We start from the raw sequence: 19,404 nt of genomic DNA, 5'->3' as shown, positions 1-19,404 counted from the left end.
TCGTAATCTATCTAGCGACCTGAAATTAAGCTTTTTTTCGACCGCACAAACAATTTTTCCCTGAATCTCCATTTATGAGTCATTCCAGTTTTTTCTAGCCTTTTCTACAACTTTGCTTCCTTGAGTATTTGTGGCAAAATGCGATGCCGAGCCATAAAACTTGCAGCAGTAGCTTCCGTACTATCGCTTAACACTAAATAAATTATGGTTCTTACTTATACTTTAACGAGTCCCGAACTCAAACGCGAGAGCGCTCAACTGCTACGAGAATATCAACAGTCTCGCTCCGCAGCGATCCGCAATCAACTGGTGACACTGAATCTAGGATTGGTGAGAAAAGAAGCCCACTTTTGGAGCAATCAATGCACGGAAAGTTATGAAGACTTACTGCAAGTCGGTTGTATGGGATTAATTAGGGCAATTGAAAGATTTGACTTATCTAAAGGTCATGCCTTCAGTTCATTTGCCATTCCCTACATTCGGGGTGAAATTCAACATTATCTGCGCGATAAAGGGGTATTAGTGCGGATGCCGAGACGCTGGCTGGCGCTTCAGCAACAGGCAATGACATTTTCTCAAGAGTGGCGCACGCAACACAATCGCCAGCCCACGGATGCTGAAATCGCCGCCGAGCTGGAAATTTCTATTACGGAATGGCAAGAGATTAAACTAGCATGGACAAATCGCTCCCCTTTAAGCTTGGATACTCCGGTGCAGGATGAAGAAGGAGCAATGTCTCTTGGTGAAATGGTTCCCGATCAACAATATCGTAGCTTTCAACTAGCTCAGGAAGACCAACTGCGCCTACAACAAGCTTTAGTAGAGTTAGAGCAGCGCACTCACGAAGTCTTAAAATTTGTTTTTTTCTATGACTTAACTCAAAAAGAAGTGGCAGAACGGTTAGGTATCAGTGTTGTCACTGTTTCTCGTTGTGTAAAAAAAGGACTTGCTACCTTGAAAAGATCGATGGCAGGCAATGATGAATAAATAGTATTGGTAATACGCTGGTACGTACTGACAGTAAATAATTCTGAAAAATTTTTAGTTAAATTAAAAACCTGGCTCGAATTTGCTGCCATTGAGATTGAGGCAAATAAGCAATAAGGACGTGTTTGGTGTCATTCAACGCACTATCTAAATCATAAATAAAGGGTAAGGAAGGGGTATGCATCGACTTTCAACGACCGCTGTAGCAGGAATGCTAGCTTTGACAATAGCCGGATGTGGTTCGGGAGGTGAGGAAACCAGTAGTACCAACGTCCAACCAACAGCTGCCACTCAAGCCTCTGATTCTAGCCCAGAGCCGTCTCAGACACAGAGCCAGCCTATTATCGTGGCACAAAAACTAGATAACGCCCAAAAACTAGAGAAAAAACCAGACCCAAAAGCTAGCCAAAAAACGCCGCCAATAGCTACACCAACAGCTGGATTGATTCAGCCAACCAATTCAAACCAACGCACTCAACAAGTCCAAAAAGGTCGTCCAGACCCGTTTGCCGAACTGTACGATGCGCAGCCAAAAGTAGCAGCATCGCCAAAACCCCCGAAACCGCCATCAATTCCTGCTACACCAGTCCTAAAGCCAGCTCCATTACCTCCTCCAATGCCAGTCGCACCGCCACAACCAGATTTAGCTAGGGGTACGACGGTTTTAGGTGTCATTGAAGTAGGCAATCAGTTTCAAGCAATCGTTCAAGTGCCAAATGAGGCAACCAGCCGTTATGTCAGCGAAGGGCAACGGCTAGCTGACGGACAAGTGACCGTGAAAAGAATTGAAATGTACCCAGGCTCCGAGCCAGTGGTAGTTTTAGAACAATTCGGTCAAGAGGTGTCGAGAGTAGTCGGACAAGAACCAGCTCAAGCAAATACTGGCACAACTCCAGGTTCACCCGGGAAAACCTCGTCTTCTATTTCCGTACCATCACTACCATCTAGCAGTGTTATTCCTAGTGCAGGCGGACAAAATGCATTACCTCCATCTCCGCCAACGATGGAGAATTCAACACCAAATCAGCCGTTACCAGAAACTCCATCTCCAGAAGAACTGAAAAATCGGTTGAGAACCTCTCCGTTACCAACTGACGACCCAAACGCGCAGTCTTCCAGCGAGTCAGTGCCAGCAGTGCAGACAAAAACCTTTTTGCCAACCGTTCAACCTTCGACAGCATTTCCAGAAGAAGCACAGCCTATAGAGCCAAAGACCGGGGTAAATAGCGAGAAAGCATCCCCACATCTGGATAATACCCCAAATACCCCAGAAGCAAATCCCGCTAATGATTCGCTGCCAGGAGTGGAAGGTGACAATATTAGTCAATTGCAATCTTCTACCAAACTGCCATCAGCCCAACAATCCAAGCAGCGCTTGGTAGCTATATTGACGCGATCGCAAACTAATCGCACCACAACAGCGATACAATCAAACAGCAAGGCGAGAATGTATCGCCAAGAATTGATCGACCGATTGCTGAAAAGCAAATAGCGGCTTGTCTCTCATAGCTCAATGTCAAGATGCAAACACAGCAGGATAGTAAGTTAAGATATGAAATCTGTTTTCCTGGCTTGCCTTTAGCAGTCTATAGGGAAGTTGCTGCCCATTTACGTCAAGTGGAAGGGGTAGAAACAGGTCTGTATCCGGCAACGAACCAGCAATTTGACTACAATCAAAGTCAAGTAGGCGGATTGTGGATTCAGTACGCTCCTACTGCTAGCTCGGCAACTCGAGAATTAGTAGACCGGATTTTGGCTTACTATCAGGCTCGGTACAAGCAGGGAGTCGGGAGTCGGGAGTAGTTAATTTCCAAATCGTCTGTCATCCTGAACTAGATTGCATACTTTACAGAGATTATCGATCGCTGATGGGAGAAATTCAGGCACTACGCGGGACGCGAGACATTCTGCCCGATGAGGTTGTCTTTTGGCAACGGGTAGAAGCAACGGCGCGGCATATTTTAAGTAAAGCTGCCTACCGAGAAATTCGTACGCCGATTTTCGAGCAAACGACGTTGTTTGAACGGGGAATTGGTGAAGCAACGGATGTGGTGGGCAAAGAAATGTATACTTTTATGGATCGGGGCGATCGCTCGATTACCCTGCGTCCAGAAGGTACAGCTGGAGTTGTCCGCGCTTTAATCGAACATGGGCTATATGCTCAAGGCGGCGTACAGCGTTTGTGGTATACGGGTCCGATGTTTCGCTACGAGCGCCCTCAAGCTGGTAGACAGCGGCAATTTCACCAATTAGGCGTAGAGGTTATCGGTAGTGCCGACCCGAGGGCAGATGCAGAAGTTATTGCGATCGCTACAGAGATTTTACAAAATCTAGGGCTGAAAAACCTGCATCTCGATCTTAATTCAGTAGGGAATAAAGCAGATCGGCACAATTATCGTCAAGCACTGGTAGACTATTTCACGCCCTACAAAGGCGAATTAGACTCAGACTCTCAAGATCGCTTGACCCGCAACCCCTTACGAATTCTAGATAGTAAGGACGAGCGCACTAAAGAGATCGCTCAAAATGCTCCTAGCATTTTAGATTATCTCGGCTCTGAGTCGCAGCAACACTTCGAGCGGGTACAGCAATTACTAAGTGATTTAGGCATTAAATACCAACTCAATCCCAAGTTAGTCAGAGGATTAGACTACTACACCCACACAGCTTTTGAAGTTATCTCCGATGACTTGGGAGCGCAAGCAACAGTGTGTGGTGGTGGGCGTTACGATGGGTTAGTCACAGAATTAGGTGGACCCGATACGCCTGCGGTAGGGTGGGCAATTGGTCTAGAACGATTGATTATTTTATTACAACAATTGCAAACGCCCCCAGTTTCGGAATTAGATTTCTACGTAGTTTCACGGGGCGATCGCGCTGAGGCGCAAGCACTGATACTAGCACAGAAATTACGCCAAGCAGGGTTTAGCGTCGAATTAGACCTCAGCGGTAGTGCCTTTAAAAAGCAATTTGCCCGTGCTGATAAAAGCGGCACGGTGGCTTGTCTAATTTTGGGCGATGAGGAGGCAGCCAACCAAACTGTCAAACTCAAGTGGATGGTAACTAAAGAGCAAACTGCGATCGCCCAAACTGAGCTAATGGCGACAACAGATACACTACGAGCAGAAATTCAATCTTTTAGAACCGAACGCTAACCATTGACAAAATAACCGATCTAGCTGGCTAACGAGCGCCAAACTCCAACTACAGCATAGAGGTTGGGCATGTTTCCGCTGTATAACTTTACACTTTTTTCACTTAAATTTCAAATAACTTTTACATAATCTTCAGTTAAATTTGATTTAACCTTTTAAAATATTTAATCATGTGGCTTTCATAACTAAATTATGAAACCTCATCGCGTAACAATTAGTATTTTCTATTAAAAAAATAAAATACAAACTGGAGAATTTGACGTGATCAAACGCAGTCTATTGCGAGAAAATCTGCCGCAAACCCTATTGTTTGAGCTAACACCACAGCACGCTTTAAAGTTTTTTTTAGGAGCGATCGGCATACTTGCTATTGCTAGCTTGGGTGTACAATTTGGATTTTATTATCTACCAGAATATCCCTCAAAAACTATTTTATCAGGTTTATTTTTTGTAGATCATGAATCTAATATTCCGACAATGTATTCTGTCTTAACCTTAATTCTCTGCTCGATGATTTTAGGATTTATTGCTAATGCCAAGAAAGCCATTCGAGGAGCATATATTAATTATTGGATGACTTTATCAGTAATATTTCTATTTTTAGCTATTGATGAGTTTGCCAGTCTACATGAAAAATTAATTGAACCAATACACTCAAAATTAAATACAAGTGGTTTTTTTTACTTTGCCTGGGTCATTCCTGGTGCTGCTTTTACCTTTGTTTGCTTGCTTATTTTTACACGATTTCTCAGTCATCTTCCTACCCAGACTCGTCGCTTATTTCTCTTAGCTGGTAGCTTATACGTTAGTGGTACGCTGGGAATGGAGATGATTGGAGGTTATTATTCTAGTCTAATTAACGACCGGAACAATATTATCTATGCTGTTATTGTCACAATCGAAGAAAGCTTAGAAATGTTAGGTATAGCAGTATTTATTTACTCATTACTCCACTATATAAGTTACTATATGAAAGGAACAGGCTTACGTATAAATATTGTGGCATCTGAGAAAAAACGTCGCAGTGCTTAGTTGTTTGTTACACCAAGGCATCGAACAATTTACTTGAAAACGATTATCTGGCTCAACTTAGCGAATTAGAAAGTTGGGCTTTTTTCATATTATCTAGTTGTGCTTAATTGCTATTGACATAGTTTATTTGTACTACTCACAAGTCTTGCAAGCGATCGCATTCAATTCTTAAAACTAATAATGAATTATTTCTTGCCTCTTCTAGGTATAATTTCTTAAAAAACTATAAATTTGTGGTTCACTGGCTTTACTTTTGGTTAACCATCTGTTAACTATAAATTAATTAAAAAATAAATTTTTAATTAATGATGACATCAGGCAGAGATAGCAGTCTTTTGCCTTAGAGATTTACCTGGATGTAGGGAAGAATCAATGACTAGAGATTTAGAGCTAAAACCATCGTTGGCAAAGCCTTTGGGACAGTATTTAGTTGATTCTGGAATGATCACCTCAGCTCAATTAGAAACTGCGCTTGAAGAGCAACACCAGACAGGAAAATGTATAGGAGAAATTTTATCAGCCCGAGGTTGGGTAAAACAGGAAACTATTGAATATGTGATAAAAAAAATTGTATTACCAGAGCGCGAGATAGGCGAGCAGAAATTCCTGGACGAAACGTTATTCCAACCGAACAATCGATTTGCTAACAGTCCGAATATCTATCTTTCTCCTCAAAAGATCGTTCGATTTTTACTCGTCTCGGTATTGAGCGTAATTTTTGTCTGTGTTTTAGTTCAAGTTAGTACTTACCTTCTACCTGACTATCCATTACAGGATACTTTAGCTTCTCTATTTAATATAGATGGTGAACAAACCATACCTGCATTCTTCTCGTGGTCTCTCTTGCTATTTTGTGCTTTACTGTTAGGGGCGATCGCGTACAGCAAAAAAGCCAATCGAGAACCTTACGCTTCTCACTGGACAGCACTAGCAATTATTTTTTTCTATTTGTATATAGATGAGGCAATTGGAATTCACGAAAGAATCGGTCTGATCGTTAGGGACAAATTCAATCCGAGCGGTTTTTTCTATTTTGCCTGGACAATACCTGGCAGCATTCTTACGATTATCTGCTTTCTAGCATTTCTGCGCTTCATTAATTATCTTCCTCCTCAAATAAAGTATTTATTTTTATTAGCTGGAGGTATCTATGTCGGAGGAGCATTATTGGTAGAAATGTGTAACGGATACTATAGATCCTTATATGGCGATCGCCCGATGTATTACGCTCTGACCGCTGTAGAAGAAGGCATGGAAATGCTAGGAATTGTTACTTTTATCTATGGACTAATGACATATATTAGTTCGTATATGAAAGGCATACATCTTTCAGTTAGTATTCCGGCTCGGAAAGTCAAACATTAAAGTTTGTAAGAGCAGCTTTTGAGAAAATACCGATCTTTTTCAATTCATCAGATTAAATCAAAACTAGATTATCGCGGTGAATTACATTTGCTGCACCAGCATAGCCTAAAATTGTGGCAATTTCTTTCGAGTGTCGCCCGCGAATGTTTTGCAGTTCGCTACTGCTATAGTTGACAATGCCTCTAGCAACTTCTTTGCCAAAGCGATCGCAAATTTGAACGGCATCTTGACTATCAAATTCGCCTTCGATGGTAGTAATGCCAGCCGCTAGTAAAGATTTTCCCTGCTGACAAATTGCCTTGACCGCACCGTCATCTAAGTAAAGCTTGCCCGTAGGAATTAAACCATAAGCAATCCAGCGTTTACGAGCGTTAGTCGGTTGAAGTTGAGGCGCGAACTGAGTTCCCAAAGGCTCTCCCTGAATAATTTTTTCAATATTATGTGGAAATCGCCCTTCAGTAATGACAGTACGGACACCAGCCGCAGTAGCAATTCGTGCCGCTGCAATCTTCGTCACCATGCCACCCGTTCCCCATTGGGAACCAGGAGAACCTACTTGTACTTGTAATTGGGCTAGTTGTTCCATGTGCGTTACCAACGCAATTGGCTGAGCATCGGGAAACGATCGCGGATCGGCAGAATAGAGACGGTCTACATCTGTCAATAAAAATAGCCAATCTGCCTCAACCAAACTGGCAACTAGGGCAGAAAGAGTATCGTTATCGCCAAATTTCAGTTCTTGGACTGCTACCGTGTCATTCTCATTCACAATTGGAATCACGCCAATTTCCAACAAGGCTTGAAACGTGTTGTATGCATTGACATAGCGACTGCGTTCTCCAACATCGCTACGGGTCAGCAGCACTTGAGCGATTGGCTGTTGCAGAGTTGTAAAAAAATCGTCGTATACGCGCATCAACCGTCCCTGTCCGACAGCCGCTACTGCCTGTTTCATTGCCATCGTACGGGGGCGCTCTGTCAGCCCCAATCGAGCGCAACCAACCCCTACAGCTCCAGAAGAAACCAAAATCACGCGATGCCCCTGACGACGGAGATGAGAGAGAGTTTCTGCTAAAGTCGCGATCGTGGAAAGAGCTAGTAAACCTGTCTGCGATTGCGTCAGACTAGAAGTGCCAATTTTGACAACAATGGTTTGTGACATTTTCTAGGGTTAAGGAGTAAGAGATGAAGTCAGAACTATTCCAGCGATTGCTAACCACTAACCATTCTTCACTGCTCCCTACTCCCTGCTCGTGCGCTCCCTATTAACATTACAATCATAAAGCACCAGTCTTCTTAGAGAAGAAGGCTGGCGCTTCATGGGGTTATGACTGATGATTTATGGCTGGGGTCTTTATAAGCGCAACCCCTTATTAACTTTTAGTATAATCTCAGACATTTTGCTCAGCTCCACTCTCTTTAATAATTTCTTAATGTTTGTTTTTCCAAAGATTTACTGATTTTTGTTAATTTTTGTGTGCTTGGGGATCAGGGAGGCTCCGAGAGCTTGAGAAACTAAGACTTCTAAGCCACGGATCGGGTAAGCACGGACGGCTTCGCCAGGATCGACATACGGTTCGACCAAAATTGTGAACATACCTAAGCGATTGCCAGCGATCACATCAGTAAAGAGGCGATCGCCTACCATTGCTACCTGTTCCGCTGGTAAGTTCATTGCCTCTACCGCTAGCCTCAGCTTTCGTCGAGAGGGTTTGACAGCGCCGAGAATGTAAGGTAGATCCAAAGACCTTGCAATACCACCAATGCGAGTATCGCTGAGGTTATTACTAACTAACCATAGCTTGACAAATTGTCTCGTTTGTGCAACCCACGCTTGCAGAGCGGCTGACGCTGTTGTGGCTTTAATTGGTACTAGGGTTTCATCCACATCTAATACCAAGCCTTTGAGTTGGTATTGCTGAATCATTTCTGGGGTCAAATTCAGCACAGATCCTTCTAGGATTAAATCGGGTTGTAGTAGTTCGTTCCAAGACATGAAGATAAGCTAGGGGTAGGAAAGGGTTAGGGGTAAAAGACGTTAATTGTCAGTAGCTAATTGTCAACTGGAGAACCGAACTATCAACCATCAACTATTAACACTCCTATCATTTTCTCATCAGCTATTAACTAATAACAGCTGAGAGCGAAATCTAATACGATCGTCAATCAGCGATCGCTAAGCGTAATTGCTCGAATAGTCGAGCAACCTTATCTAAATCTTTATCTCCTGGGGAACGTTCTACGCCACTGGATAAGTCAATCCCATGAGGACGAAGTTGAGTTAAAGCAGCCAGAATATTATCTGGCGTGAGTCCGGCGGCGAGAAACCAAGGACAACTCGGTTGAAATTTTTGTAAGGCATTCCAATCTAGCGTTTTTCCCGTACCACCTAACTGTTGAGGATCGTATGCATCGAGTAGGAGAGCATCTACATACGTGGTGTAATTAGCTGCTTGCTCCAGTGCTTCTGTATTTTTGATTCTCAATGCTTTGACAATCTCTACATCGGGCAGCAAGGATCTTAACTGATGGCAAAAAGCGGGTGTTTCGTCTCCGTGTAACTGTACCCCTGTCAATTTCGTGGCTGCGACGATTTGGCTAATGTCTTTTAGGGTGGTGTTGGCAAAAACACCGATCCGGTCTACCGTAGCTGGTAGCTGCGCGATCGCGGCTCGAATTTGGGTGGGGTTGACATAGCGAGGCGTGTTGGGAACGCAGATAAACCCTAGAGCAGTTGCGCCAAGAGAGGCGATCTCTTTTCCCTGTTCTGGTTTCGTAATGCCGCAAATTTTGATTCGCATACAAGCCAAGTTTGTGTAGAAAAATAAAGCTAATGTTAACTATTAAAACAAATACTATCTCCTGGCAAAGCAATTTTGATAATCCTGAAATTGCGCTCCATAGTTCGATGTAGGAGAAAAACCTTGATTAATACAATTTTACTAGCTGCCACACAACCAACTGTTCCCAACACTATCAGCTGGAGTCCGCAAGTAGCACTGATTATCAGTGCTAGCTCCTTTTTAATACTGCTAATCGCTAGCCGCAGTATCAAATATCCTCAAGTCGGTGCTAAGTTACCTGTAAATTTACCAGGGTTAGGTAGCCCTAGTATTGGTACATTTGTTGCATCAATGGCATTTGGTCACGTCGTCGGAGCAGGAATCGTTCTCGGACTGTCTAACCTCGGTTGGTTGAGCTAGATCTTTGCGGGAGTCGGGAAAGAGAGCTGAGAAAGCTGAGGGGGCTGAGGGAGCTGAGGGAGCAAAATTCACCTTCTACACCCCAGACCCCACACTCTACACCCTACACCCGATTCTTGACTGACAACTGATAATTGACAACTGACATTAACTCCTAAGATAGATAACATTTCCTGGCAAAGTCACTTTGATGGAGTGTAGCCAAGAGCTGTTGATTTTAGGAGTTAAAGCTTTGTTGGAATCACTTTTACTAACACTAGCCGAAGTCCAACCAACTGTTCCCGATACACTCAAGTGGAGTTGGACGGGATCGGCGGTGATTATAGGTACTTGTTTGATTTGTCTATTCATTATTCCTCGTACGATCCGCTATCCCCAAGTGGGAACTAAGTTTCCCTTGGGACCATTTGCCGGAATTTTCAATAATCCCAGTATTGGTTCCTTCCTTGCTGCTATGAGTGCAGGGCATTTGATTGCGATTCCGGCAGTGCTAGGGTTGAATAATTTGGGTATTCTCAAGTAACTCAACTAATACGGTTATCCGTAACGAGAAGCAATATAACCATTTTCAATGAGATACGGTACGCAGATTCTGTAGGAACGCACAGCCATGCGTTCCTGCTAGCGTACATGTACATCAGAATTGTCATATTAAGAATAAATTTTGTGATGTCATCTGCACGCAGATGCAAAAGAAGCTTCGCGGCTTGCAGTTTTAAGTAGCGATCGCAGTTTGCTTGTACGGTTAGCGCGAATTCAATTAAACCTAGTGCGATCGCCAAATCTTTTATCCTAGAAAATATAGGGGCTAGTAAGATTTGTAATTTTTTAGATGGCATCGCAATCCGGCAATCGAATCTTATTTAAGCCATAACCTATAGTTCAGATGGATAGAAATTTGGTTTAGGAAAATCCCATGCAAACAGGTTGGCGAATTGGAGCTTTATGGGGCATTCCACTATTTTTAGACCCCTTGTGGTTTGTTATTTTAACTTTTGTTGCTCTCAATTTTGGGTTGAGTTATTCACCTTGGGGAAATATCTTAGCTGGAAGTGCGGGTTTAACGATCGCACTGCTGTTATTTGGTTCGGTCTTGCTGCACGAACTCGGTCATAGTTTAGTGGCGCGATCGCAAGGGATTAGAGTTAATTCTATTACTCTATTCCTTTTTGGTGGAATTGCTTCGATTGAAGAAGAATCGAAAACCCCAGGCGAAGCATTACAAGTGGCGATCGCCGGACCTTTAGTGAGTATTGGTTTGTTTGGTATTCTTGCTCTGATCGGCTTGGTTTTGCCTGCATCGAGTTTGGCTAATGTCATGGTGACAGACTTAGCCAGAGTGAATTTAATTTTGGCACTGTTTAATTTAATTCCTGGCTTACCTTTAGATGGAGGACAGGTATTAAAAGCGGCAGTGTGGAAAGTCACGGGTAACCGTTTCCAAGCCGTGCGTTGGGCGGCGAGAACCGGACAGTTTTTGGGTTGGTCGGCGATCGCGACTGGTGCGGCAATAGAATTCTTTACGGGTGAATTGGTCAGCGGTCTGTGGTTGGTGCTGCTGGGATGGTTTGGTATTCGCCATGCCAGCGCATACGAGCGCATCACGAAATTACAAGAAGCGCTACTACAATTGCACGCTACCGATGCTATGTCCCGCGATTTTCGCGTCGTAGATGCCGATATGACTTTGCGGGCTTTTGCCGACCTTTATCTGCTCGAAACATCCGCCCCACAAACCTATTTTGCTGCATCCGATGGGCGTTATCGGGGGATGGTAGCGATTGACGATTTGCGCCTTGTCGAACGCAGTCAGTGGGAAACGCAAACTTTACACAGCATCGCTCATCCCCTCATGGAAATCCCCCACGTTGAGGAATCGACATCTTTAGTTGAAGTCATCAACCAGATGGAAAGCCAGCAACTACCCCGTCTAACCGTACTTTCTCCAGCTGGAGCTATAGCGGGAACGATAGACCGAGGTGATATTATCAAAGCGATCGCACCTAAACTTAACCTACGGATTTCCGAAGTGGAAATCAAGCGGATTAAGGAAGAAGGTAGCTATCCATCGGGGTTGCAATTGGGGTTGGTAGCAAAGTCTACGAAAGTGTAGCGATCGCGTATTCTAAGAGAGGTGAATATGGCAACCGCTACTAGTGACAGAATGGGCAAAGTTACAACTATTATTTATTCTTGCCTAAGTAGATTGGTTCTAAAACTGTTTCTGTAACTGTTCCATCTATCTTGTCTAATTGATACGCCTTTGCAAAAGGACGGGAACTAACAATTTTCTCTAGTTTGTTATCAACAAAGTGGAAGCCAACACCATCATCAGCAGCATATCCAGGGTTAACTAATCCTTGAGATAATAACCGATGGTAAGCTGGTCTTCTTTCCGGTTCGCCGTCATAATGAGGACAGTTGCTACCTTTGAGCAAGCCAAGACATTGTAGAACAGTCAATTGCCCGGGAATAGAATCAGTTATTCCCTGTTCAAACCAACAAATAGAACCTGCACTTAAACCAGTAAGAATAACGCCATTTTCCCAAGCTGCTTGAAGAATTTTATCTAGTTCCCACTCTCTCCAAAGAGCAATTAAGCTTTTCGTATTTCCGCCACCTACATAAATGATGTCTTGGTCGAGAATAAAAGATTCGAGATCGGCTGTAGGTGGTAGGAATAAAGATAGATGAGAAGGCTGACAGGTCAAGTTAATATAAGTTGAATAGAATCGAACAATATATTTATCAGAATCGCCGCTAGCAGTTGGAAGAAAACAAACTTTTGGTTTTTCCTTCTTTGATAGTTCCAGAATGTATTTATCCAGCAGAAGATTTTCTGGTTCCATAGAAAATCCGCCGCCACCCATAGCAAAGATTTGTCTCATTTTTCATTTGTCAATTAATCATCCATTGCTAGTGTAGAGACATTACATATAATGCCTCTACACTAGTAAATAATTATCTATTACCAATTTCTAATCTTTGCTGTAATATAAACTCTGCGATCGCCAAATCCATTGGTGTCGTCAATTTTAAATTTGTCTCTTCGCCCTCAACAATTTGTACGGGTAAGCCACACTTTTCAAACAAAGCTGCATCGTCTGTAACTTCCCAACCTTGCTCCAGACCTTTTGCGTGACACTGCTTCAATAATTGCACGTCAAAAGCCTGTGGAGTTTGCGCCGCCCAAAGCTGGCTGCGGTCTGGTGTAGCTTGAATGAATCCAGCATCATCTACTATTTTAATCGTGTCTTTGACTGGGATCGCGGCAATTAAGCCTTGGATTGGGGAGTCGGGAGTCGGGAGTCGGGAGTCGGGGAATTTTGAACTTTGAATTTTGAATTTTGAATTTTGAATTGCTACCGCACAGCGATCGAATAATTCTGGTGTAGCGAGACATCTCGCGCCGTCATGAATTAGAACTTGTTTAGCGTCCGCTGGCAAAGCCTGCAAGCCTTTGTAAACGGACTCTTGGCGGGTAGTCCCCCCTTGAATGAATTCCACGGGTTTAGTCAGGGATAATCCTCCCAGGATCTCCTTCAAATCTGTCCAATCAGCAGGTTGGGAAATAATGCCGATCCAACTAATTTCATCAGATACTGCGGCTGCGCGTAGCGTCCAAGCAATTAGAGGTTGCGATCGCAGCGTCAATAGCAGCTTATTGCGATCGCTACCCATTCTTCGTCCCATTCCGGCAGCTGGAATTAATAAATACACGGTTTGTTAAGAAAGTGGTGAGTGGTGCGTGGTAATTAGTAGGAGGCAAATAATAGTAGTTTAATTCTTCCCTGCTCTCTGCTCCCTGCTCCCTGCTCCCTAATAACTGAAAAAATGTACGCTTCTATCGTTTCACATAAGTATATGTTCACCTAAAATAAGAGCGAGTAAGCGTAGAACAGTAAATATGCGAATAGTAGCCTTAGTCCCTGGCGGGATTGGCGACCAAATTCTATTCTTTCCCACCCTGGACGATCTGAAGCGGAATTATCCCGACGCTGAAATCGATGTGGTGGCAGAGCCTCGCTCTTTGGGAGCGTACCGAATCTGTAAGTCGGTGTCCAACGTGCTAAAGTTCGACTTCAAAGACCGTAACAGCTTGACAGAATGGGTCGATCTAATCGGTAATATCCGCGATCGCGAATACGATATCGCAATTTGTGCCGGACAGCGCCCTTTTGTAGGTATGGCGCTCTGGTTGAGTGGCGTTGCAGTGCGAGTCAGCTACCAGGGGGGAGGAAATCTGTTTCTGACGAACTCCGTCCCCCTCAAAACCGAGCAGTACGTCGCGGCAATGTATCACGATCTGCTCAAAGGATTAGGAATTTCCACCCCCTGTCCCGATTTAACGATTAACGTCCCTAAATCAGACCTAGAATGGGCAGACAAAGAGCAGCAACGACTGGGAATCAAAGATAGCGGTTACATATTAATTCACGGTGGCTCTAGCCAACTTGCGGCTGCGAAAACCAGCATCCAAACCTACCCCGTCCAAAGTTGGCGACAAGTGATTCAAAATTTGCAACAGCGTCAGCCGGATCTACCAATTGCGATCCTAGTGCAAACAGCAGAGGACGAGCAGTTGGTGCGATCGCTACAGGAAGCATTTCCCGATCTGAAGGTGACAAATCCCCCCGATATTGGGAAAACAGCAGCGATTGTTGCTGCTGCCAATTTATTGCTATGTACTGACAGCGCACCCATGTATCTAGCAGTAGCAGTGCAAACCTATACGATTGCGTTGTTTGGAGCGACAGATCCCCAGAAGTTAATCCCACCGAGCGATCGCTGTATCGCCATCAAATCTCCTACAGGCAAACTCTCAGACATCGCACCGCAAACTGTTTTAGAACGGGTTTGGGGTGGCTGATTTAGGCAGGGAGCAGGGAGACAAGGGGGACAAGGAGGATTAGGGAGACAAGTGACAAGTCGCAATTCAGAATTTCCTGACTCCTGTAGGGGCGAGTTTACCTATACTCTCTGTATAGTAGGGAGTTCTTTGGTAAACCCGCCCCTACAACTTCTGACTCCTTACAAATGACAAATGACAAATGACGAATGATGATTCATAACATTCCAAACAAATCATCTTCTAAGTCGTAGCCTAGCATTTGACCCATAGATTTCAGCCTTGCCGCGCTGGGAATACCCATTTGTTGTAACCAGTCATGCAGAACGAAAACTTTTTGCATGAGGAAAATTTCTAGGGCTTCGGGATTAAATTGAATTCCTTCTTGGCGATGGAACTGATGGGGAACCAGCATGGCAGTGTAGCGGGACAGTTCGCCTGCCTTCCAATCTAAGAGAAAAGGTAGCCAGGGATAGCGACTGTCAAGGCGAATAAACCACATCCGTACTTCGGGAATTTCAGACAGTTCCCGTGGATCGTCTGAGGGACGAGGATAATCGATCTCGAAGCGAAGTTGCTGCTCGTAAGTGGCGATCGCCGATTTTTCTTGCGATATATTTTCGATCGTCTTTGCAGCGGGCAATACATCTAAGCTGTTGAAGTGGTTAGCCTTGAGAGAAATGGTGATAGTCATGGCGAAGTCAAAAGTCAAAAGTTGGAAGTTGTAAGGGCGGGTTTCGAGTGCAAAAGATGCTTTACAACGTTTGCGAACGACATTCGCGCTGTTTATATTTCGTGCCTCGTGCCAGCAGTTTACGACCTTCATTCTCTCAAAATAGCGATCGCCTGCCGTAACAATTTTGGTGAATGCTAGATATACCTACAAATTGTTGATTTATGCAGGAAGTTTTGCGAATCCGACCGCTAGCAACTGTATAGGTAGATGGTGGTGCGATCGCTCGGGTAATCTATTTTTTAGGACAAATCTTGACTACAAGACTAATCTATGAATATTCAAAAGTCTAACTTTTCAATGAGAATTTGGTGGAAATTAGCTGGTTTGGCGGGAGTTGCTGGGGTTTTTGCCCTAGTTGCTGCTCCTGTAGCTGCCAGATTTTATCCCCGTTATGCGCTATTTCAACCTTCTGCTTATAGTAGCTATCCCTATCGCAGTTTTAAGAGCAGTATTGCCGATACTCTCTCCAAAGAAGCTAAATTTGCCAATCTCGTTGATGAGCTAAAAGAAGCTGGTTTACTGGATACTTTAAAGCAATCGGGACCATTCACGATTTTTGCTCCTACTGATGATGCTTTTAATGCCTTGCCTAAAGACATCTTTCGGCGTTATAGCCAGCCAGAAAATCGGAAGAAAGTACTGCAATATCACGTCGTCTCAGGTCATGTTACCCCCGATCGCGTCGATAGCGGTGCGATCGCCACAGTTGAAGGCAATGCTGTCAAAATTGCGATCGCTCCTGATGGGACGGTGAAGCTTAACAATGCTCATGGTAAGCACCCCTCAATTGTCACCCAAAATGGCGTAATTATTGAGGTCGATCGGGTACTGCTACCACCTGACTTTTAGGTAATACCCTTGTAGGGGCGCAATTCGTAGGGGCGCAATTCGTAGGGGCGCAATTCGTAGGGGCGCACAGCTGTGCGCCCCTACAGATCGTATATTTCATCTACTGCCAATTACCAACTAAAACAAACGGACTCCAAAAGTGAGGATGGCTGTACCGCTTGTCTTGCAGCAGCGATAGCTGCGCCTGACGCATGGCTTCGGCGCGACTACCAATTTTTGTTTTCCTGGTTTGTTCGATCTGGCGATAAAATTCGCCCATAAACTTAGCAGTGCTTTCATCCTGTACCGCCCACAGCGTTGCTAGCGTACTCCTTGCCCCTGCTCTTACTGCAACTCCTGCGAGTCCCAAAGTCGCTCTTTTATCCCCGCTGGCTGTCTCGCAGGCACTTAGCACTAATAATTCAATTGGTTCGCGTCCTATTGGATTATCTTGCAGTAAATTACCTAGCTGTTTGACGTTAATTCGGTTATCCCAGGCAAGGATAAAAGTATCGTCAGCTATCGAGCTAAACTGAGCGTGAGTTGCCAGGTGGACTATGGGAAATCGAAAATCGGTAATAGCCTGCTTAATTTGGTTGCTGGTAAATTGTTCGTTCAGAAATTCCTGGGCTGCTAACCCTAGTTTTTGAATCTGGGCAAGTTCTATTTGCACGTTGTTCAGCGGCTCAAAACCTTGGTGAGGAGCAAAGTTGGGGCGAATTTTACTAATTCCTGCTGCCAAGGCTTTCGGCTCGACATCTGCAATCGGTTTGGGATCGAGTAGTTGCAAGCCTGGAGTTAAGCCCAAGGCATATTTTTCAATGAGATATTTATTGCTGTGGCGATCGCGCAAAATAGCCATTGGGATGTTTCGCAAATCTCCGTCAAGGACGAAAACTAAGGTTTTAACCTGAGATTTTGCTAACTCTGTCTCTAGGGGTTGGATCAGCCAATCGTACAGTTGTTGGTATTGGGGTAAAAATTCCTGTACGACGCTCTGAGGTTCGATCAGCGATCGCTGTACGCTTTCTATGGTACTGGCTAGCTGTGTGGGCGGAATTTTTTGCGTATGCAGGCTGGGATCGCGATTAGGTAGGCTTAGCAGCACTTCTAGCCGATCTGGGAAAATAATCGGATAAATTACCGCTGCTTTTGGATCGATGCGATCGATCTGTCGGGGATTTGCTTCGACACAGGCTTCGCGGAAAAAATTGTTAAGTTCTGCTAGTTGTAGAGATTCGATCGCATTTCGTGCTTGGGTAAGATATTTCGTGCCATCCTTTGGCTTGCCCGTTTTTTCTAAGCTAGAGGCATATTCTAAATCGAGTTCTACCAACTGACGATAGACTGGTTCAACACTTTCGCGAAACGAAAACTGGACTTCTGGATTAATGGCAACGAGATCGCTACGTAGTGATTGCAAGGCATCATAGGCTTTAGTATAAGCCGCGATCGCTTCTGGGATATCACCATTTGCTCTGTGGATGCGTCCTAATTGCCAAAACATTTGGTAGGCAATATCTGGGGTTTCAAAATTGGTGGCGATACTGAGGGCTTGTCGTGTAAACTGCTCGGCTGGTGATAAATTCTGTTTCCCTGCTAGTTCGTGCAATTCACCTCGATACCCCAAAGCGTAGGCTTGAGCGCGTTTATCTCCTAAAGTTGTAGCTTGTGCGGTTGCTTGGATTAAAAGTTGCTCGATTTGCTCAAATGTTGGTAGTTGTATTTTTGCATTTCCTAACTTTTGGATGGGCAGGTTTAGCTGGATTATTGGTTTGTTTCCAGACATATCTGATAAACCCGCCCCTACAAAGGCTAACTTAATTAAACTTTGGGCAAAATTCAGCTGTTGATAAACACCTGTATGACTGGGAGTTAAAGTAGTTAGTTGGGGAAAAAGCGATCGCCATAATTGAGCAGCGCGATCGAATTCCTGAAGTTTTAACCATAAAGTCAATTGATTTAGCTGTGCTTGCTGATGCAGGGTTGGCGAGGAAGTTAACTTGATGACTTCCGCGTATGCAGTTAGTGCTTTTTCTTGATTGCTCTCGCGTTTGCGGCGAACTCTTTCTGTTTCTGATAAAGTTTGTGCTGTATTACCAATGCTGAGATGAGTTGCAGCTACTTCAGCGGGAGAATTCAATTTTTGCGCTAGTTCTAAACTCGTTTCTAAAAATATTAGCGATCGCTCTGGCTGGGCGATCGAGCGCAGTAATTCGCCTAAACTTCGCAATCCGACTACTTGAGTTAGAGTCGGTGTTTTTTTCGCTACGACTTGTAGTTGTTTTGTTAATTCTTCCGAAGATATCAAACTTATATCTTGACAATCATCAGCTTTTATATTTACATTTACTACTTCTAACAAAGTCTTGCAAGCACGGGAATAAAGTCCTAAATCTTGCATCGCTTGAGCTTGGTTAATTTTGCTTTGAGCTGCTAGACTTGAATCTATTTGCTTGTAAATTTTTGTTGCAGCTTGCCAAGTAGACAGAGCATCTGCTGCTTGCCCCATCTCCCTTTGCAAATTTCCTTGAATGTCTAAAGTTTGAGCCAGAATTTTTTGTTCTTCTTTACCTTGAGATTGATTTTTTAAGAGAGCTAAACTGTTAGCGATCGCTTTTTCTGCCTGTTCCCATTGTCCTAGTTTTTGGTGAGCTAAAGATAGATTGCTCAGTGCCATTGCCTGATTTAAGCTATATTTTTGAGCTGCAAATGCACTGATAGCTTGCTTCCATGCATCTACTGCTTCTTGATATTTTCCCCTCTGATATAAGTTGGCTGCATGATTAGTAAGTTGCGTAGTAGGTCGTTGAGCTTGGATCACAGAATTCGATAAATTTGAAGCAATAACAGGAGTAAGTGTCGCTGACAAAAAAAATAGTAACACTACCAGAAATAACTTCAATCTCATAGCCCCCCTTAAAAAGGGGGGTTGGGGGGATCGGCGAGGACTGGCAAACAATCGGGGCGAATCAAATTCGCGTCTACACAAACTCTTTCCGCCTGCGCGGACTAAGAAAAAAACTAGACGCAATGTGCAACTTTCACTTTTTCCTCCCTTAAAAAGGGAGGCTAAGGGGGATCTCTTCATGAGTAGCGTAGTTCTGCGATCCCCCAACCCCCTTAAAAAGGGGAGCCACTTGCATGGGCGGGTTTCCCGACTTGAGCAAAGTGGCGTGGCTAAGAAAAAAATCGTACATCGCATAAATAGAATTTTAAATAACCCGCGCAGGTGGGTTTTGCCCGCAT

19 protein-coding genes are annotated in these 19,404 nt (G+C 44.1%); 11 read left to right on the top strand and 8 right to left on the bottom strand.

Annotated features, from left to right (window positions below; genetic code table 11):
• Nucleotides 1-204 precede the first annotated feature (204 nt).
• The 6 genes from H6G17_RS12340 to H6G17_RS12315 all read left to right on the top strand — a co-directional run bounded on the left by H6G17_RS12340 (nt 205) and on the right by H6G17_RS12315 (nt 6,539).
• Complete coding sequence (locus tag H6G17_RS12340; protein ID WP_015153477.1) at nt 205-987, top strand: RNA polymerase sigma factor SigF; 783 nt, start codon at nt 205-207, stop codon at nt 985-987.
• A gap of 178 nt (nt 988-1,165) precedes the next feature.
• The gene (locus tag H6G17_RS12335; protein WP_192157478.1) at nt 1,166-2,479 is read left to right on the top strand and encodes a hypothetical protein; all 1,314 of its coding nucleotides are present in this window, start codon (nt 1,166-1,168) and stop codon (nt 2,477-2,479) included.
• Nucleotides 2,480-2,508: 29 nt separating this feature from the next.
• Nucleotides 2,509-2,790 carry an acyltransferase gene (locus H6G17_RS12330; RefSeq protein ID WP_192157476.1) on the top strand — a complete coding sequence of 94 codons (282 nt, stop codon included), beginning with the start codon at nt 2,509-2,511 and terminating at the stop codon, nt 2,788-2,790.
• 65 nt (nt 2,791-2,855) lie between these two features.
• Nucleotides 2,856-4,142 carry a histidine--tRNA ligase gene (gene hisS / locus H6G17_RS12325; RefSeq protein ID WP_192157474.1) on the top strand — a complete coding sequence of 429 codons (1,287 nt, stop codon included), beginning with the start codon at nt 2,856-2,858 and terminating at the stop codon, nt 4,140-4,142.
• A 261-nt stretch (nt 4,143-4,403) separates the two neighbouring features.
• Nucleotides 4,404-5,174: a hypothetical protein gene (locus H6G17_RS12320; protein WP_192157472.1), complete on the top strand. Its 771-nt coding sequence runs from the start codon at nt 4,404-4,406 to the stop codon at nt 5,172-5,174.
• Between the two features lie 372 nt (nt 5,175-5,546).
• Nucleotides 5,547-6,539, top strand: coding sequence for a hypothetical protein (locus H6G17_RS12315; RefSeq protein WP_192157470.1), 993 nt, complete (start codon nt 5,547-5,549; stop codon nt 6,537-6,539).
• Nucleotides 6,540-6,591: 52 nt separating this feature from the next.
• On the opposite strand, the gene proB is transcribed toward H6G17_RS12315, so the two are convergent.
• The 3 genes from proB to H6G17_RS12300 all read right to left on the bottom strand — a co-directional run bounded on the left by proB (nt 6,592) and on the right by H6G17_RS12300 (nt 9,340).
• Nucleotides 6,592-7,701 carry a glutamate 5-kinase gene (gene proB / locus H6G17_RS12310; protein ID WP_192157468.1) on the bottom strand — a complete coding sequence of 370 codons (1,110 nt, stop codon included), beginning with the start codon at nt 7,699-7,701 and terminating at the stop codon, nt 6,592-6,594.
• Nucleotides 7,702-7,992: 291 nt separating this feature from the next.
• A complete protein-coding gene (locus tag H6G17_RS12305; protein WP_192157466.1) occupies nt 7,993-8,535 on the bottom strand; it encodes a YqeG family HAD IIIA-type phosphatase in 543 nt (180 codons plus the stop codon).
• Nucleotides 8,536-8,701: 166 nt separating this feature from the next.
• Complete coding sequence (locus H6G17_RS12300; protein WP_192157464.1) at nt 8,702-9,340, bottom strand: phosphoribosylanthranilate isomerase; 639 nt, start codon at nt 9,338-9,340, stop codon at nt 8,702-8,704.
• 123 nt (nt 9,341-9,463) lie between these two features.
• Here H6G17_RS12300 and psaK (H6G17_RS12295) point away from each other — a divergent pair, with 123 nt between their 5' ends.
• Together psaK (H6G17_RS12295) and psaK (H6G17_RS12290) are read left to right on the top strand one after the other, a co-directional pair.
• Nucleotides 9,464-9,742, top strand: a complete 279-nt coding sequence (gene psaK / locus H6G17_RS12295; protein WP_192157462.1) for a photosystem I reaction center subunit PsaK — start codon at nt 9,464-9,466, stop codon at nt 9,740-9,742.
• Between the two features lie 190 nt (nt 9,743-9,932).
• Entirely contained in the window at nt 9,933-10,265 is a 333-nt protein-coding gene (gene psaK, locus H6G17_RS12290; protein WP_192157642.1) for a photosystem I reaction center subunit PsaK, read from the top strand.
• A 1-nt stretch (nt 10,266) separates the two neighbouring features.
• Here psaK (H6G17_RS12290) and H6G17_RS12285 read toward each other — a convergent pair whose 3' ends face one another.
• Nucleotides 10,267-10,581 carry a hypothetical protein gene (locus H6G17_RS12285; protein WP_192157460.1) on the bottom strand — a complete coding sequence of 105 codons (315 nt, stop codon included), beginning with the start codon at nt 10,579-10,581 and terminating at the stop codon, nt 10,267-10,269.
• Between the two features lie 77 nt (nt 10,582-10,658).
• Between H6G17_RS12285 and H6G17_RS12280 the strand changes: the two genes are divergently transcribed.
• The gene (locus H6G17_RS12280; protein WP_192157458.1) at nt 10,659-11,855 is read left to right on the top strand and encodes a site-2 protease family protein; all 1,197 of its coding nucleotides are present in this window, start codon (nt 10,659-10,661) and stop codon (nt 11,853-11,855) included.
• Nucleotides 11,856-11,925: 70 nt separating this feature from the next.
• Here H6G17_RS12280 and H6G17_RS12275 read toward each other — a convergent pair whose 3' ends face one another.
• Nucleotides 11,926-12,630 (bottom strand): peptidase E, encoded by a 705-nt coding sequence (locus tag H6G17_RS12275; RefSeq protein WP_192157456.1) that lies wholly within the window; start codon nt 12,628-12,630, stop codon nt 11,926-11,928.
• A gap of 73 nt (nt 12,631-12,703) precedes the next feature.
• Nucleotides 12,704-13,462 carry a 2-C-methyl-D-erythritol 4-phosphate cytidylyltransferase gene (ispD, locus tag H6G17_RS12270; protein ID WP_192157454.1) on the bottom strand — a complete coding sequence of 253 codons (759 nt, stop codon included), beginning with the start codon at nt 13,460-13,462 and terminating at the stop codon, nt 12,704-12,706.
• A 187-nt stretch (nt 13,463-13,649) separates the two neighbouring features.
• Here ispD and H6G17_RS12265 point away from each other — a divergent pair, with 187 nt between their 5' ends.
• Nucleotides 13,650-14,612: a glycosyltransferase family 9 protein gene (locus H6G17_RS12265; RefSeq protein ID WP_192157452.1), complete on the top strand. Its 963-nt coding sequence runs from the start codon at nt 13,650-13,652 to the stop codon at nt 14,610-14,612.
• 196 nt (nt 14,613-14,808) lie between these two features.
• Here the strand turns inward: H6G17_RS12265 and H6G17_RS12260 are convergent, their stop codons facing one another.
• The gene (locus H6G17_RS12260) at nt 14,809-15,285 is read right to left on the bottom strand and encodes a CRR6 family NdhI maturation factor (RefSeq protein ID WP_192157450.1); all 477 of its coding nucleotides are present in this window, start codon (nt 15,283-15,285) and stop codon (nt 14,809-14,811) included.
• 312 nt (nt 15,286-15,597) lie between these two features.
• On the opposite strand from H6G17_RS12260, the gene H6G17_RS12255 reads away from it, so the two are divergent.
• The gene (locus H6G17_RS12255) at nt 15,598-16,176 is read left to right on the top strand and encodes a fasciclin domain-containing protein (protein WP_192157448.1); all 579 of its coding nucleotides are present in this window, start codon (nt 15,598-15,600) and stop codon (nt 16,174-16,176) included.
• A gap of 100 nt (nt 16,177-16,276) precedes the next feature.
• On the opposite strand, the gene H6G17_RS12250 is transcribed toward H6G17_RS12255, so the two are convergent.
• A complete protein-coding gene (locus tag H6G17_RS12250; protein WP_347276425.1) occupies nt 16,277-18,979 on the bottom strand; it encodes a CHAT domain-containing protein in 2,703 nt (900 codons plus the stop codon).
• Nucleotides 18,980-19,404: the final 425 nt, after the last annotated feature.

Origin of the sequence: Chroococcidiopsis sp. [FACHB-1243] (genome assembly GCF_014696895.1) — a bacterium.
In the GTDB taxonomy this organism is placed as follows: Bacteria; Cyanobacteriota; Cyanobacteriia; order Cyanobacteriales; family Chroococcidiopsidaceae; genus Chroococcidiopsis.
This window is presented reverse-complemented; position numbering and strand designations above follow the sequence as displayed.